The organism is Kitasatospora sp. NPDC001159 (assembly GCF_053598235.1).
This window is the reverse complement of the sequence record NZ_JBSFJV010000137.1, coordinates 1-15,261: the sequence shown is the minus strand read 5'-3', so window position 1 is coordinate 15,261 and position 15,261 is coordinate 1. Positions and strand designations below refer to the sequence as shown.

13 protein-coding genes and 4 pseudogenes are annotated in these 15,261 nt (G+C 69.0%); 8 read left to right on the top strand and 9 right to left on the bottom strand.

The window, feature by feature from the left end; all coding sequences use genetic code 11:
- Window positions 1-340, bottom strand: a pseudogene (locus ACWC9T_RS37430) (helix-turn-helix domain-containing protein); the annotation flags it as partial.
- Here ACWC9T_RS37430 and ACWC9T_RS37425 point away from each other — a divergent pair.
- From ACWC9T_RS37425 to ACWC9T_RS37415, 3 genes and pseudogenes are all read left to right on the top strand, one after another.
- The gene (locus tag ACWC9T_RS37425) at window positions 233-529 is read left to right on the top strand and encodes a hypothetical protein (RefSeq protein WP_449825507.1); all 297 of its coding nucleotides are present in this window, start codon (window positions 233-235) and stop codon (window positions 527-529) included. The pseudogene ACWC9T_RS37430 and the gene ACWC9T_RS37425 sit on opposite strands and share 108 nt — an antisense overlap.
- An 85-nt stretch (window positions 530-614) precedes the next feature.
- On the top strand, window positions 615-1,199 hold the full coding sequence (locus tag ACWC9T_RS37420) for a 2'-5' RNA ligase family protein (RefSeq protein WP_449825504.1): 585 nt from the start codon (window positions 615-617) through the stop codon (window positions 1,197-1,199).
- Window positions 1,200-1,278: 79 nt separating this feature from the next.
- Window positions 1,279-1,524 (top strand): annotated as a pseudogene (locus ACWC9T_RS37415) (transposase); the annotation flags it as partial.
- Here ACWC9T_RS37415 and ACWC9T_RS37410 read toward each other — a convergent pair.
- Window positions 1,512-1,910, bottom strand: a pseudogene (locus ACWC9T_RS37410) (transposase); the annotation flags it as partial. The pseudogenes ACWC9T_RS37415 and ACWC9T_RS37410 overlap by 13 nt on opposite strands.
- A 161-nt stretch (window positions 1,911-2,071) precedes the next feature.
- A complete protein-coding gene (locus ACWC9T_RS37405) occupies window positions 2,072-2,713 on the bottom strand; it encodes an MBL fold metallo-hydrolase (protein ID WP_449825506.1) in 642 nt (213 codons plus the stop codon).
- Between the two features lie 186 nt (window positions 2,714-2,899).
- Between ACWC9T_RS37405 and ACWC9T_RS37400 the strand changes: the two genes are divergently transcribed.
- Complete coding sequence (locus ACWC9T_RS37400) at window positions 2,900-3,448, top strand: TetR/AcrR family transcriptional regulator (RefSeq protein WP_449825505.1); 549 nt, start codon at window positions 2,900-2,902, stop codon at window positions 3,446-3,448.
- A 322-nt stretch (window positions 3,449-3,770) separates the two neighbouring features.
- Here ACWC9T_RS37400 and ACWC9T_RS37395 read toward each other — a convergent pair whose 3' ends face one another.
- The gene (locus ACWC9T_RS37395) at window positions 3,771-4,379 is read right to left on the bottom strand and encodes a DUF2332 family protein (RefSeq protein WP_449825503.1); all 609 of its coding nucleotides are present in this window, start codon (window positions 4,377-4,379) and stop codon (window positions 3,771-3,773) included.
- Between the two features lie 109 nt (window positions 4,380-4,488).
- Complete coding sequence (locus ACWC9T_RS37390) at window positions 4,489-6,546, bottom strand: fumarylacetoacetate hydrolase family protein (protein WP_449825502.1); 2,058 nt, start codon at window positions 6,544-6,546, stop codon at window positions 4,489-4,491.
- 247 nt (window positions 6,547-6,793) lie between these two features.
- Here ACWC9T_RS37390 and ACWC9T_RS37385 point away from each other — a divergent pair, with 247 nt between their 5' ends.
- From ACWC9T_RS37385 to ACWC9T_RS37375, 3 genes are all read left to right on the top strand, one after another.
- Window positions 6,794-6,937 carry a hypothetical protein gene (locus tag ACWC9T_RS37385; protein ID WP_449825501.1) on the top strand — a complete coding sequence of 48 codons (144 nt, stop codon included), beginning with the start codon at window positions 6,794-6,796 and terminating at the stop codon, window positions 6,935-6,937.
- An 82-nt stretch (window positions 6,938-7,019) separates the two neighbouring features.
- Window positions 7,020-7,280, top strand: a complete 261-nt coding sequence (locus tag ACWC9T_RS37380) for a hypothetical protein (RefSeq protein WP_449825500.1) — start codon at window positions 7,020-7,022, stop codon at window positions 7,278-7,280.
- A 382-nt stretch (window positions 7,281-7,662) separates the two neighbouring features.
- Complete coding sequence (locus ACWC9T_RS37375) at window positions 7,663-9,732, top strand: phosphocholine-specific phospholipase C (protein ID WP_449825499.1); 2,070 nt, start codon at window positions 7,663-7,665, stop codon at window positions 9,730-9,732.
- 538 nt (window positions 9,733-10,270) lie between these two features.
- Here ACWC9T_RS37375 and ACWC9T_RS37370 read toward each other — a convergent pair.
- From ACWC9T_RS37370 to ltrA, 3 genes and pseudogenes are all read right to left on the bottom strand, one after another.
- Window positions 10,271-11,332, bottom strand: coding sequence for an IS630 family transposase (locus ACWC9T_RS37370; RefSeq protein WP_449825498.1), 1,062 nt, complete (start codon window positions 11,330-11,332; stop codon window positions 10,271-10,273).
- 39 nt (window positions 11,333-11,371) lie between these two features.
- A complete protein-coding gene (locus tag ACWC9T_RS37365) occupies window positions 11,372-12,382 on the bottom strand; it encodes a S41 family peptidase (protein WP_449825497.1) in 1,011 nt (336 codons plus the stop codon).
- A gap of 243 nt (window positions 12,383-12,625) precedes the next feature.
- A pseudogene (gene ltrA, locus ACWC9T_RS37360) lies at window positions 12,626-13,654 on the bottom strand (group II intron reverse transcriptase/maturase); the annotation flags it as partial.
- A 152-nt stretch (window positions 13,655-13,806) separates the two neighbouring features.
- On the opposite strand from ltrA, the gene ACWC9T_RS37355 reads away from it, so the two are divergent.
- The gene (locus tag ACWC9T_RS37355; protein WP_449825496.1) at window positions 13,807-14,667 is read left to right on the top strand and encodes an alpha/beta fold hydrolase; all 861 of its coding nucleotides are present in this window, start codon (window positions 13,807-13,809) and stop codon (window positions 14,665-14,667) included.
- Between the two features lie 129 nt (window positions 14,668-14,796).
- Here ACWC9T_RS37355 and ACWC9T_RS37350 read toward each other — a convergent pair whose 3' ends face one another.
- Window positions 14,797-15,084, bottom strand: coding sequence for a hypothetical protein (locus tag ACWC9T_RS37350; protein WP_449825495.1), 288 nt, complete (start codon window positions 15,082-15,084; stop codon window positions 14,797-14,799).
- Window positions 15,085-15,261 lie beyond the last annotated feature (177 nt).

The window sequence follows — 15,261 nt, the reverse complement described above, 5'->3', positions numbered from 1 at the left end:
CTTGATACCGAGGGCGGCGAGTTCACCGTGGATGCGCCGGTAGCCCCACGAGCTGTTCTCGCGGGCCAGGCGCAGGACCAGGGCGCGGATCGACCGGACGGTGGGCGGGCGCCCGCGACGCTTCGGTGTGCAGGTCGCGGCGTGGCGCCGCTTGAGCAGGTCGCGGTGCCACCGCAGGACCGTCTCCGGGCGGGACCAGCAACACAAGGCGCCGCAGCCTGTCGGTGGGGAGGTGGTAAAGCAGCCCCGCGAGGACCGCGCGGTCCGTGTCGGTGAAGGCGGGCTTGCCGACCTGGCGCTGCAGGATGAGGAGTTGGTGCCGGAGCGCAAGGATCTCGATGTCTTTCTCACGATCGCTCATCGGCAGCAGGCGCAGGAGCGTCAGCGTGTTGACTGCGGCGAGGTAGGTCAGGCGCAGCAGCACGACGCGACCCGCGGCCAGGTGACAAGGCTGCGAGTTATCGGCACCCACAGTCCGCGTCGGTCAGGGCGTGCCACACCTTCTCCGCAGTGCTCGCGATGTAGGTGACATAGGCGAATGACGGCTCGGTGCTGCTGCCCATGATGTGCTCTGCTCGCTCGTTCTCCACCATGGCAGTGTGGACGGAAACCCGGTGTACGACGGGGCCGAGCCGGTCGGCGCGCTCGAGGTAGCGCCGACGGCCCGGACGGCGGTGGCGTGGCTGCCGCCGCAGGAGCTCTGGCCAGCGATCCAGGACATCCGCTGGGAGCATGATCCGCAGGTACGGCGGTGGCCGCCGCATGTGAACCTGCTGTTCGGCTTCGTGCCGGAGGAGGAGTTCGCGCGGGCGGTGCCGCTGCTCGCCGCCGGAGCGGCGGAGAGCGCGGCGTTCGCCGCGCGTCTGGCCGGCGTACGGTACTTCCGGCACCGGCATTACGCCACCGTGTGGCTCGACCCGGCCGCGGCGGGCCCGGCGCCGTGGACCTGTCTCCACCGGTCGCTGGAGCAATGGTTCCCGCTCTGCCGCGGGCGCGGCGGCCGTTTCATCCCGCATCTGTCCCTCGGCCGCACACAGGACCCGCGGCAGCTGGTTGCCGAGTGCGCCGCCCGGCTCGGCGCACTGTCGGCGGTGGTCGAGGAGGTGGTCTTGCTCTCCCGGCGCGGCGACGAACCAATGCGGACCCGGGCCGCGATCGCGTTGGGCACGGGCGAGGTCCGTCAACTGCCGGATTGCTAGTAGGGCTTGGTCAGGTCGGTTCAACTGTGGCGTGTCCGTTGGCTGGTTGTGTCGTTGGCAGTGGGTGACACCTGGGGAGATGACGGAGGTCCGGGAGGACCTGGAGACGTTCACGGCGGAGATGTTCGAGGCGTTCACGCGCCGGGATCAGCAGCGCTGGGGACGGGTCTATGTGCGTGGGCTGTTGATGGACGGCGGGCGCAAGTCGGTCGAGCCGATGGCAGCGCGGCTTGGCGAGGACGGGAACCGACAGGCGCTGGCGCACTTCGTGACCACCAGCCCGTGGGATCCCGCGCATGCGCGGGCCCGGCTGGCCTGGCGGATGCAGTCGTAGCCGGAGTCCATGACGATGAGGATGTCCGCGTCGCCGGGCCGCCACTGCCCGGCGTGCACGAGCCGGGTGATGACCTCGCGGAGCTGGGCGGCGGTCACCGCGGTGGCATCGTCCGCCGGCCCGAGCCGGATCGCGTCCAGCACAGCGGTCCAGGACGTGCGTCCGGTCGCAGCCTGCGCAGGCGGCGCGGCTCCAGCCAGCCGTGATTGACCGCGTCGTACATCGCCCCGTGCCCGCGCCGGTGCTCGGCCGTGAGCGTCAGCTCGACCAGGGACTTCACCGGCCCATCCGCACACAGCACCGCGCCGGTCAGCTCCGTCCGCCCGGGTGTCAAGGCAGTCGTAGAACTGGACACGAACGTGGGACAGGACGCCCAGCGCGGCGTCAGCGGACTGTTCAGGGCGAGACTCTTCACCAGCGGCCGTTCCTTCACGCGACGTTGCTCGACACCCGAAGCGTGAAGAACGGCCGTCCCGCTGTCTCAGGAAGGAACCAAGATCAGCGGGTCAGGTGAACCGCCGAGGTTAAACAAAAAAGCTCAGCCGACCGCGGTGCTCGCGCCCGGGGTGAGCCGCCCGTGGTCGGCGCCGCCCAGTTTGTCGATCATGAAGTCGTAGAGCGGGCGCGCGTGGTCCCGGAGCAGGCTGTCGTGGATGTCGATGGCCCGCCGGGGCGCGACCGCGCGGACGTAGTCGATCACTTCGGCGACCTTGTTCCAGGGCGCGTGGACGGGCAGCAGCAGGGTGTCGACCGTGCGGCCCTCGGGGACGGTGAAGGCGTCGCCCGGGTGGAACACCGCGCCGCCGTCGAGGAGATAACCGACGTTGGTGACCCGGGGGACATCGGGGTGGATGACGGCGTGCAGCTGGCCGTGCACCTCGACCTCGAAGCCGGCCGCGGTGAAGGTGTCGCCTTCGCCCACGGTGTGCACCCGCCCGGGGAACGCGGCCGAGAGCTGCTCGGCGACGCTGGCCAGGGTCCAGATCTCGGCGCCCGGATTGGCCTCCATGCCCGCCCGCAGCCGGTCCTCGTTGAAGTGGTCCATGTGCTCATGGGTGACCAGGATCGCGTCCGCCCCCACGGCCGCGTCCTCCTCGCTGAAGCTGCCGGGATCGATCACGAGCGTCTGCCCGTCCTTCTCCAGCCGGACACAGGCGTGGCTCTTCTTAGTGAGTTCCATAAATCTCATGACTGTCTCCTCGTGGTGTGTGTCAGCCAGCATAGAAGATTTTGGCCAGCCAGTAAACTGTTGATTGGCCGATACTGGTAGAATCGAAGACGAACATAGGAGGTATGGGAAGTGGGGGCTGGGGATACGATGGCCAGGCGACGCGCGGAGACGAGCCAGGAGAGCCGCAGGTTGCTGGTGGATGCGGCAACCGAGCTCTTCGCGGAACGCGGCTACCGGCAGACCACCTTCGCCGACATCTCCGAACGATCCGGTATCAGCCGGGGCTCGATCCCCTGGCACTTCGGCAACAAAGAAGGCCTACTCGAAGCGGTCGTCGAGCAACTGCTCGACATCACAGAGACCCGACTGGCTGCCTCGCAGACCGGGCCGGACGGCCTCGATCGGGCACTTGATCGGGCCCTGGAGTTCACCCGCCTGCCCGCCGCCCGGCTTTTCATCACCCTCATCGCGGAGGCCGTCGAACCCGGCTCACCGCTCCACCACCGCTACGCCGAGCTCCACAGAGCCTTGCGCGGTGCGATCCGTACCTGGCTCGCCCCGGCCGTCCCGGCGACGCATGTCGACCCCGACGATCTCGCCACCATCGTCCTCGGCACACTGATCGGCATCCACCAGCAATGGCGCATCTCGCCGGAGGACATCGACCTGGAACGCGTCTACGCGACCGTGCGATCCGTCCTGGCCACGGTCGTAGAGCAGGGCGTGTCCCCTCATCAGCAGTGAGCCGAAGCCCCCGACCTTCGGCTCACGGGCACCCGGGCCGTCACCAGGCGGGATCGGAGCCGTAATGGAAGGAAATAACCACCCAGCGTGGACGTGGGTTCTCGGCAGTTCACGCCGGTCATCACGGTGGACCTCATGGACTCCGCATCAGCCGCGCGGACACTTACGGGAAGGCTGCAGGTGCGTGTGGACCGAGCCATAGCATCCGCGCTGCGCCGCCTGGATGCCCGTTTGGGTGCCGCGACGTGCACCGCTTATTTGCCGACCTCGGACACCCGGTCGCTGATCGCAGCGATGACGGTGAGCACGCCCTTGAGCTTCACTATCCTGCCATTGGTGCCAGCAGACGATGTCCGAGCAGCCGGCGGCTCTCCTCAGCGTCCCGTACAACACAGGGGTGGCGTCTGTACCGGTACGCACATCGCGGCTCCGATTCGGGGAGGAAATGCGAGTCGAACCCGCCCAGTGGAGAGCTAGGAGTCTGCCAGCCACGACAGCAAGCGGCCCTGCGACCAGCAGCGGCCGATGGCCTCGGCGCGCAGAGCCGACTGCTCGAACATCGCCAGGCCGATGATGCTGTGGCAGAGGCACGGCGATCGCCAAATGTCGGTATCGTCGGCGCGACTCCCACCCCCTCCGCTGACACCCACGCCACCGCCCGGTCGGTCGCCGCTTCGTCGAGGCGGTGCAGGAAGCGCAGGCGACTCTCAAGCGAAAAGCGCGATAGCGCCCATGCCGTGGTGACGACAGGCAGGGCGTCCGCAGGCACACGGGCGAAGGCGTCGGGCATCACCTCGACGACATCACCCGTCAGCAGCAGCGGAGGGGCTGTCGCCGCCAATGCCAGCTCCGCATCGAGCTTTGCGGCCCGCTCCGGCTGATCCGGCCACAGGCAGGCGCGCAACCATCGGGCTTCATCCGCGTCGGTCACGTCCGGGGGAACTCAGGTGTGGTGCTCTCCCAGTGCCGCACCATGGATCCGACCGTCTGGTCGCCCGGGGGAAGCAGACGGGGGCACTCGTGGTGGTCGGTCATGCGCGTCACCGGCCCCGTTCGGCGTCCCACTCGGCCATCAACGTCAGGAGTTCCATCTGGCTGAGGCGCGGAAGTTCCGGGTCGAGTTCACGGTAGCGTTGGTAGACGTTGACCACGACGCGTTCCGCGTCGAGCCAGGTGGCGTATTCGGCGAGGTCGATCCCGGCAGCGGCCTCCTGATGGGTGAGCCCTCGGGCGTGGGCGGCGTCGGCCTGCTCGACGACATGGGTGAGGTAGCCGCGCATGGCGCGGATCCCGTCGGGGTCGGTGACCGGGCCATGGCCTGGCACGATTGTGGGAGCGTCCAGGGCGATCATGGTGTCGCAGGCCTTGATCCAGTTGGCGATGGGACCGGCCCAGACGATCGGCGTGCACCCGACGAACAGCAGGTCGCCGGCGAAGATCACACCCGTGTCGGGGATGTGGACGACCGAGTCGGCGCCGGTGTGTGCCGGTCCCAGATTCAGCACCCGTACCTCTCGGCCGCCGATGTCGAGCGTCAGCTCGCCGTCGTAGGTCTGATCAGGGGTACGCAGGCGGATGTGGCCGAAGTCGAAGTGACCGAACCGTTGGCGCACGAAGCGGGTCACCACGGAGCCGAGGTCGCCGAGCTGGACCATGGTGGTCATGTAGGGGGGCCTCTCATGGCTCATCTCCTCGGCCGTGCCCTCCGCCGCGATGATCCGCACCGATGGGTCGAGGAGCTGGTTTCCGTAGGTGTGGTCGCCGTTGGAGTGGGTCAAGACGGCGTGAGAGATGGGGCGTGTCCCGGTCACCGGCTCCATCGCCGTGAGCATCTCCTGGGTGAGCGACAGGTCCCAGAGGGTGTCGACGAGCAGTGAGGAACCGGCTCCGCCGATCAGTCCGGCGTTGCTCCAGCCGTAGCCGCCGTCGGGCAGGAGCCAGGCCCACACGTCCTTGCCGACCTCGTGCAGCCCCCGTGTGTACGGCAGCAGCGGCGTGGCGGGGTTCACGCGCGGTGCGCGGACCGGCCGGCCGGGATGGAGCCGGGGCGCCAGCGGGGCGGGGGGAGTCGAGGCGCGGACGGTCTGGCGGGTCTGCCCCAGACCCTCGGCAGTGAGGGTGACCACATCGCCCTCCTGAAGCCAACCCCGGAACCCCGAGGGATCAGCGATGTTGAAATGTTCGATGAGTGCGCAGGTCGGGATGGTGCCCGAACCGATGACATCTCCAGGCAGCAGATCCACGCCGCGGGAGGCATAGGAGATGATCTCGCCGAACGTCCAGTCCATCGTGTCGGTGCGGCCGGCGCCGATCGTCTCGCCGTTGATGGCGAGGCGCACGTCCAGGACGAGCCTGCCGTCCTGTCGGAAGGGCTCCAGTTCGTCCGGTGTCACCAGCCAGGGGCCGAGGGTGGTGGCGCTGTCCTTGCCCTTGCCCTGGCCGATCCTGAGCTGGCCCTCGTGCATCTGCAGATCCCGGGCCGACCAGTCGCCGTACAGGGTGTAGCCGATGATGCACTCCTCGGCCTCCTGCGGCGTCAGATCCCGTCCGCCCGTGCCGATGACGGCGGCGATCTCCAGCTCGACGTCGAACCAGGCGCTGCCAGGCGCGATGGCGACGTCGTCGTAGGGCCCCACCACCGTCGACGGCGAGGCGAAGTAGAAGCCTGGAATCTCGTACCAGGTGTCGTGGAGTTCACGGCCGAGGCCAAGGCTGTGCTGGCAGTTGCGTATGTGCTCCAGGTAGCCGGTGGCGTCACGGACGGCCGCCGGACGCGGGATCGGCGCCAGCACGCGCACCTCACTGATCGCCACAGTTTCCCGGGGCGCCCCCATTGCCTCCTCGCCCGCCGCCCGCAGACGGTCGGAGCCCTGGGCGACCAGGTCGATCAGGCCGACGTCCGCGCTGACCGCGTGAATCCGGTCGCCGGACACCACGCCCACCCTCGCGCCCTGTCCGGCGTCATAGGTAACCCATTTCATGACTGCCTCCTCACCGTACTGTGTCAGCGAGCATAGAAGATTCCGGCCAGCCAGTAAACTGTTGATTGGCCGATACTGGAGTTCGGTGGGTGTGCCGACCCGCCTGGCGCGCCACACCGGTCGAAACGACCCTGGAGTCCACCCATGCAACGCCACGGAACGTCCGCATCTTCGCCGAGGACCTCGGTCAGCCCATCACGCTCATCGGCACTGTGTATGTGACCGAAGGGGCCCTGCTGCTGGCGGAGAACGGCGACATCCTGCTCTACGGGGATACCAACGCGTCGCGAACGGCTTCGAGAACGCGATTCGAGCCTTCGTCACAGGTGACTGGGACAGAACGCCCTTTTCGCCGCTGGTAGCCGTGTGCGCGCTCGCATCCGCCATACCGGCCTGTGTGCTCGGCGACCTGCCACGCGAGCTCCCCCTGCTCGCCGACGAACTGCACGCCGCCACCACCGCCGGCCGCCCCGCCCGGGCGGCCACGGACGAAGGGACAGCCGGGTGAACACGACCAGGCGGCAGGCTCTCGGGCCCGGCCGACCGGCCATGGTGATCACCAGCGCCCGGCGCGCGGGAGAATGGGCCGGGTGACCAGCACCCAGCCCCTGCCCCGCGGCATCAGCGCCCTGATCCCCGACGCCCGCGCCAAGGCCACGCCCGGCGAGAAGGCCGCCTCCCAGCTCGCGCACCTGCGGTCGGCGACCGTCCCGGTGCCGGTCCTGGCCGCGGCCGCCGAGCTGATCGCCCCGCAGCTGGACGACGCCGACCCTGCCACCCGCGAAGCCGCTGGCGCCGTGCACGCCCGCCTGCTCGCCGCCATCGAGGACGCCGCACCCGATGTCCTCTGACAGGTGATCTTGACCGGTTGCCAGGCGAGTTTGACCAGGCGGGTCTGACTTGGCTCCGCCCTACACCGGGACCGCCATTCTCCGGGTGGCGCGGCTGGTGACTGCGGACCCACGTGGCCACCGCCGCCAACCCGGCCGCGCCCTACGCCCGAACGCTCTACTCGGGTTGGCCGAAGTCCTCGGCCCACCTGGGGCCGTGGGGCTCAAGTTCACCCCGACGCCGGTGTCCTCATCCGGGGGAAGGGCGTCCGGGGAGACCACGACCGCCGAGAAGCGGAGGCTTCTTCACTGGTTCACCTGCCTGCTCCGCTCTGTTCTCGCTCTCCTGATTGAAACGTCATGACAGTGCCGTTTTCGAATCATTCGGGAGAAAAGAGCCGTCGTGAGTCCCGTCAACCGCCGCCAGTTCCTCCAACTCGCGGGCGCCACAGCCACCATGAGCGCCCTGTCGACCAGCATCGCCCGTGCCGCGGAGATCCCGGCGAACCGCCGTACCGGTACGCTGCGCGACGTCGAGCACATCGTGGTCCTGATGCAGGAGAACCGTTCCTTCGACCACTACTTCGGCACCCTGCGCGGTGTGCGCGGGTTCGGCGACCCACGGCCCGTCACCCTGCCCGGCGGCAAGCCCGTCTGGTACCAGTCCGACGGGGCGAAGGACGTTCTGCCGTTCCGGCCGCAGGTGGACAACCTCGGCATGCAGTTCATCGAGGATGTCGACCACGAGTGGAACAGCAGCCACCAGGCCTGGAACAACGGCACGTGGGACCAGTGGGTGCCGGCCAAGACCACCGCCTCGATGGCCTACCTCACGCGTGAGGACATCCCCTTCCACTTCGCGCTGGCCGAGGCCTTCACGATCTGCGACGCCTACCACTGCTCGCTGAACGGGCCCACCGACCCGAACCGGTACTACATGTGGAGCGGTTTCACCGGTAACGACGGCAAGGGCGGCGGCCCGGTCCTCGACACCTCTGAAGTCGGCTACTCCTGGATGACCTACCCCGAACGGCTGGAGCAGGCCGGGGTCCCCTGGAAGATTTACCAGGACATCGGCGACGGCCTCGACGCCGACGGCGGCTGGGGCTGGATCGATGACGCCTACCGGGGCAACTACGGCGACAACTCGCTGCTGTACCACTGGCAGTACCGCAACGCCAAGCCCGGCGAACCGCTCTACGACAAGGCCCGCACGGGCACCGATGTCAAGAACGGTGGCACCTACTTCGACATCCTCAAGGCCGACGTCCAGGCCGGCCGCCTCCCGCAGATCTCCTGGATCGCCGCACCCGAGGCCTTCTGCGAGCACCCGAACTGGCCCCCGCGCCCCGGCGCGTGGTACATCGCCCAGGTCCTCGACGCTCTGACCTCGAACCCCGAGGTGTGGAGCAAGACCGCGCTGTTCATCACCTATGACGAGAACGGCGGCTTCTTCGACCACGTCGTGCCGCCTTACCCGCCCTCCTCACCCTCCCAGGGACGGTCGACCGCCGACCTCACCCAGGAGCTCTACACCCCCTCCGCCGGCAGCTCGTTCGTCCCCGGCCCCTACGGCCTGGGCAACCGCGTCCCGATGTTCGTCGTCTCCCCCTGGAGCAAGGGCGGCGCGGTCTGCTCGCAGACTTTCGACCACACCTCGATCCTCCAGTTCATGGAGCAGCGCTTCGGGGTCCGCGAGCCACACATCTCGCCCTGGCGCCGAGCGGTCTGCGGTGATCTGACCGCCGCCTTCGACTTCGCGCAGACCGACACCGCCCTGCCCGCCCTGCCCGACACAACAACCGGATATCTGCCGGCGGACCGCGAGCGCCACCCCGACTACGTGCCCACGCCCCCGGCCGACCCGGCCCTGCCCAAGCAGGAACCCGGACTGCGCACCGCCCGGCCGCTGCCCTATGACCTGGCCGCCGATGGCCACGTCACCGCCGACGGCCACCTGCAGATCGACTTCGCCAGTAACGGCAAGGCCGGCGCCCACTTCTACGTGACCTCCGCCACCCAGCCCGACGGGCCGTGGACCTATACCGTCGAGGCCGGCCGGCAGCTGTCCGACACCTGGAGCCTGCCACCGGGCGGCCAGGGCGTCCACGACTTCACCGTGCACGGACCCAACGGCTTCCTGCGACAGTTCAAAGGCCGCATCGACAACGCGGGCCTGCAGGTGTCCGCACGACACCACGGGAAGAGCGGCCACGTCGAACTGGACCTCACCAACGACACGCCCACACCCGTCCGGCTCACCGTCACCAACGCCTACGCCACCGAGCAGCCCACCGTCTACCAGCTGCGTCCCGGCGCCACCGTGACCCACACCGCCCACCTCCAGCACAGCCACGGCTGGTACGACATCTCCGTGGTCTCCGACCACGACAACGGCTTCCTGCGCCGCCTGGCGGGCCACGTCGAGACCGGCCGACCCAGCACGAGCGACCCCGCCACCGGCACCACCTGAGACCCCCACCTCCCCACCCCCGACACCGGGGCTCCCACCCCTCCTCCCGCCCACCGGCGACCACTTCAGAAGCCGGCCACGCACGTCCCCATCCTCCTGGGATGTACGGCGCGGTGACGGGTCAGGGCCCGCCGCGATCGTCCTCGGCACGGCCCTGACCGCAGGCGTGGCGTTCAAGCTGAACAAGGCCCAAGCACGGCATCGGGCCCCTGGCCACCTCACGGTGGCCAGGGGCCCGATCCGGTGCGCCCAGGAAGGGCCAGACCCACTCGTCAACCAGGGAACGCCTCAGGGCTTTCGACACGCGGCGGGCGGGCCAGCAGCCAACCGGTCAAGATCGCTTGACAATCGGTCAAGATCACCTGGCAGAGGACACCGACCGGTAGCCGGCAGGCTGTCCCAGCCCTGTCTCAGCACCACCGCGAAACGCTCCGCCGAGTAGCCGGGGGAATCTCACCCCCCCGGCCCTCACAGAACCGTGCGTAACGGTCTCCCGTTACACGGCTCTTGTCGCTCTGATCGTCAGATCATCTATTGATCAGAAACTCAATTGGTTCTCGTCGAGGGTGTAACGGACCTGGGGACCATGGAAGTAGCCGCGGACGATGTGGGGTTGGCGCTGCCGTCGGCGGAAGAAGCGTCGGGCCTCGGCCGCCAGTTCCGCTTGGTTCCGGGCTCGGCTGCTCATGGGCAGACTGCGCTTGAGGTCGGCATTGACCAGCTCGTCCGGGTTCAGCTCCGGTGAGTACGAGGGCAGGAAGTGCAGTTCTACCTGGTCGGCGTGGTCGGCCAGCCATGCACGCACCACCCGTGAGCGGTGGGCCGAGTGGCGGTCGACAACGAGGTGGACCTTCCGGTCGAGGTGCCCGGTCAGCCGGTCGAGAAAGCGGCACATCACCTTCGCGTCGAAGGTCCCGGTGAAGACCATGAAGTGCATGCGGCCCTTGGTGCTGATCGCAGACATGGCGTTGACCGAGAAGCGGTTGCCGGTGCGGCGCACGATCGGGGCGCGGCTCTTGGCGCCCCAGGTGCGGCCGGTGACCTGGTCAGAGCGAATGCCGACCTGGTCTGCGAACAGTACCTCCGCACCCTCGGCCTTCGCCTTGGCGCGGATCGCCGGCCAGGTCTCCTCCAGCCAGCCGCGCACGGCCTCGGGGTCCTGCTCGACCGCGCGCTTGTCCGGCCGCTGAAACGACAGCCCCCAGCGCCGCAAGTACTTTCCCACTCCCGGCTCGGTCAGGCGGACCCGGTACAGCTTCGCGATCAGCGCACCGATCTGGCCACGCGTCCACAGCGGTCCTCGAAGTCCCAGGTCACAGGGCTGGTGGTCGAGCACGGCCTGCCGAACTGCGGCCTGCTCGGCCTCGGACAGTGCCTGATACTCTCCGACTTGCCGGCCGCGCGGACGCGCTACGAGCGCGTCCCGGCCGCCGCCCAGCCGCTTCGCCCACCAGCCGTCCACGGCCTTCAGCGAGACCTTGAACATCGCCGCGACGTCCTCACGGTCCCGGCCCTCCACCAGCGCGGCCACCGCCCGCAAGCGCAACGCTTCCTGCGCCGACGGTGACAAGTGCCGCGCGTCTCCCACCAGTTCGCTCACACCGCGTCTAACGAGCCGGAACCCCTGCCATTTCGATTCCTAGCCCTTACAGGGACCTTGGCCGGCAAGCCAGTTGACGGCGGCGTCAAGGGCCGGGTCGGCGTTCTTGGTGGTAGGGGCATCGATGGTCTCGTCCGGTACGAGCGGGCCCTCCAGGATCCGGCCGGTACGGTCCGCCTCGGCGGCGGTGGTGAGGACGATGGCGGCACCGTCGGAAAGGCGGTACGGGTCGTTGCCGGTGGGCACCCCGTAGGTTCGGTCGCCGAAACTGCGGGTGGCCGGCCGGCCGATGAAGGCGATGGTGACGGCCTCGCCCGCGCTGGCCGTCCAGCGGCCGGTGAGCACCGCGACCGGCGGGGTGGCGGCGGCGAGTGGGTGGAGGCCGTCGGCGTCGGCCAGCGGGGTGTCGTCCAGGTACGGCACGCCGCTGCGGATCGACCACGCGGACCGTTTGCCGTCTGCGGTGACGAAGCCGCCGAGCGGGCCGTCGCCGAGGATCGGCGCCGCTACTGCGAGCGGCGCCCACATCCCGCCGCCGGTCTCGCCGCGCAGGTCCACCACCCAGCCGCAGGCGCCCGCTCGGTCCGTTTCGGCGACGGCGGCGCGGCCCCGGGCGACGTACTCGGCGTAGGTACGGTCCGAGCCGTTCACCCCGCGGAGGGTGAGATAGCCGATATGGCCGGGGAGTTGGCGCGAGGTCGGGGAGTCGACGACCTCGGGGTCGCCGAGAACCCGGTCGGCCTGGTCCGGGGGAACGAAGCGGCTGTGGCGGTCGTTGAGCGCGCTCACCGCGCCGTTGATCGCGGGGTACGTGTCCTGCGGGGTGCGGGCGCCGCCGGCACGGGAGAAGGCCTTGGCGCGGACGTCCTTCCAGTCCACCCTCGCGGTGTTGAGGGAGTCACGCTGGAGGAGGTCCAGGGCGTCCGAGAGATAGGCGCGCGCCTGCGGCGAGAGACGGGCGCCCTCGGGCTCGGAAGCGGGCCCCGAGGCGGCGGCACCGCCGACGAGCAGCAGCGTGGCAACAATGGCAGCGGCCCACCGTGGCCTCATGCGTTCCCCCCTGTGGTTCGTGGCCCCTGATTCTTGCTCACGGACCCCCAGACGGCGAGACGGGGCAAGGCGGAACCAGTACTCGGTTCTCGGCTGAGCAGCCGGGCCCGGAACCAAGCGGAACTGGTGACCGAGGCCCAACGCTTCTTCCGCCGACGGCAGCGCCAACCCCACATCGTCCGCGGCTACTTCCATGGTCCCCAGATCCGTTACACCCTCGACGAGAACCAATTGAGTTTCTGATCAATAGGCGCCCTGTGTTGGCGCCAGGCGCCAATGGGCGAACATGCGGGGGTATCGCCGGGCGATCTCCTGCAACTTCGCCAGCGCCTTGCGCTTGGCCGCGAGCCGCTTGTACTTCTTGCGGATCCAGCGCACCAGGTAGGCGTTGATGCGCATCGCGAAGGCGTACAACTCCCACCACCGGAACCGGCCGTAGTAGTTGAGCCAGCCCGCCACCATGGGATTGACCCGTCTGGCGAGCTCGTTGAAGGTCAGATCGGTCCGCAGGTGCAGGTGCCAGGAGCGCACCGTCCTACCGATCCTCGTCAGGGCTTCCCTGCTGTTCCCCGGCTCGAACGAGAGGAACACGTTTCCCCACCGGCTCCGGTTCTTCCTGGCCTGGAACGTGTACCCGAGGAACGTGAACGCCGTGTGCTCGTACGAGCCGCGGCGAACGCCGGCCTTGCAATAGACGATCCGTGTCTTGTCCGGGTGCAGCCGCAGCCCGACCTCGACCATCCTGTCCGTCAGCGCCGCCAGTACCTCGCTGGCCTGGCGCTCGGAGACGCAGTGCAGCACCGCGTCGTCCGCGTAGCGTTCGAACTGGACGGTCGGGTACACCCGCGCCATCCAAGTATCGAACGCGTAGTGCAGGAACAGATTCGCCAGTACGGGAGACACCGGGGCGCCCTGCGGAGTCCCCAGTTCCCGCTTCATCAGCCGGCCGTCGGGCATGACGAGCGGAACGGCGAGCCACCTGCGCACGTACAATTTCACCCAAACGGCGTCCGTGTGAGCATCCACCGCCTTGACCAACAGGTCCCAAGGCACGCGGTCGAAGAACTTCCGGATGTCGAGTTCGACCACCCAGCTCTTCTGCCAACACCGCTCCCGGCATTTCGCCACCGCGTCCAAGGCGGACCGCCCGGGCCGGTGTCCGTAGCTGTCCGGATGGAAAATCGGCTCCACCCTTCGCATCAGATGCCAGGCCACCACGGTCTGGGCCACCCGGTCTGCGACAGCGGGAACGCCGAGCATTCTCGTGCCGCCACCGTGAGGCTTAGTGGTCGGCGCCGGAAGTCCTTCGGGGGTTGATCATGCGGCCAGCCCGCCGGGCAGGATGAACGCCATGCCCACGCCTTCGGAGCGTCCCTGGCCGTAATGCGTGACGGGTGCTGGATGGCCGGTGTCAGGATGGCCGGATGCCGACATTTCCTGCTCCGGACGGAACCCGCCTCGCCTACCGCACCGTGGGGGAGGGCGATCCGCTGATCTGTCTCCCCGGGGGCCCGATGCAGGCCGCCGCCTACCTCGGTGACCTGGGCGGCCTGCCGGCCGCCGCAGGGCGTTCGCTCGTGCTGCTCGACCTGCGTGGCACGGGGGACTCTGAGACTCCGGCCGACACGTCGAGCTACCGTGTCGACCGGCAGGTGGACGACGTCGAAACGCTCCGGGCTCACCTCGGGCTGGAGCGGATCGACGTCCTGGCCCACTCCGCCTCCGGCGACCTCGCGCTGCTCTACGCCGGCCGGTATCCGCAGCGGATCCGGTCGCTGGTGCTGGTGACCGCCCGGGCCCGGGCGGCCGGGATCGAGTTCCCGCTCGAGGGACGGCGCGAGGCGCTCGCGCTACGCAGCGGCGAGCCCTGGTACGACGAGGCGGTGCCCGCCTTCGAGCGGGCGATGGCCGGGGAGGCGACCGAGGACGATTGGCGGTTTTTGGACCGCCTCACCTACGGCCGCTGGGACGCGGCGGCGGAGGCCCACGCCGCCGCTGGAGAGGACGGTTACAACGAGGAGGCCGCTCATGCCTACCCCGGTCCCGGCGCGTTCGACGACGCGGCCGCGGTGCGTGAGGTGCTGACCAAGCTCGACGCGCCGGTGCTGGTGCTCGCGGGCGAGCTGGACCCGTCCCCTCGCCCGGAAAAGGCTGCGGAGATCGCGGAGTTCTTCCCGCGCGGGGAGTTCGTCGTCCAGCCGGGCGCCGCGCATATCCCGTGGCTGGACGATCCGAAGTTCTTCGTCCGGACCGTCGGCGAATTCCTAAGCCGGCGCGACGCGTAGTGGCCGGCTCCGGGTCTTGATCTTCTGAAGCTCGCCGGGCGAGCCGACGGTGGCAGGTCGAACGCACCCACGCCTGGCGGAACGCGTTTCAGCGCGTCGCCCGTTGACGTTGCTCACCGACCGGTGGGGTCAGACGTGTTCCTGTTCGCTCGTCTCCTCGATGGCTGCGGCTCGGGCGCGGCGGCGGCCCAGCAAGGTGCATCCCACGGTCACCAGGCCGATAGCGATGACCCTGGCGGCCTGGTAGTAGCCGGAGGCCAGTTCCTCCGGGGTGCCGGGCAGCCTGAAAGAGACCCATGCTGCCGCGAGTCCTCCGAAGACGATCAGTGCGATGGCCCCCCACGTCCCGAGCTCCGCCCACCAGGGCCCCGGGACGTAGCCCCGCTCGATGGTCTGCTCAACGTCCTTGTCGGCCATGGTCTGTTCTCCTGGGGTGTGGTGGGGGGTCGAGAGGGAGTACGCAGGCCCGGCGCGGAAGGTTCACCGGACCAAACGTTCTCTCAGAGCTGGTCGTAGATGGCGGCGAGTTGCCGCAGGACATCGGCCGCGGTGTCCAGGGCTGTGGTGTCGTAGTGTGCGAGTGCGGTGTCGAGT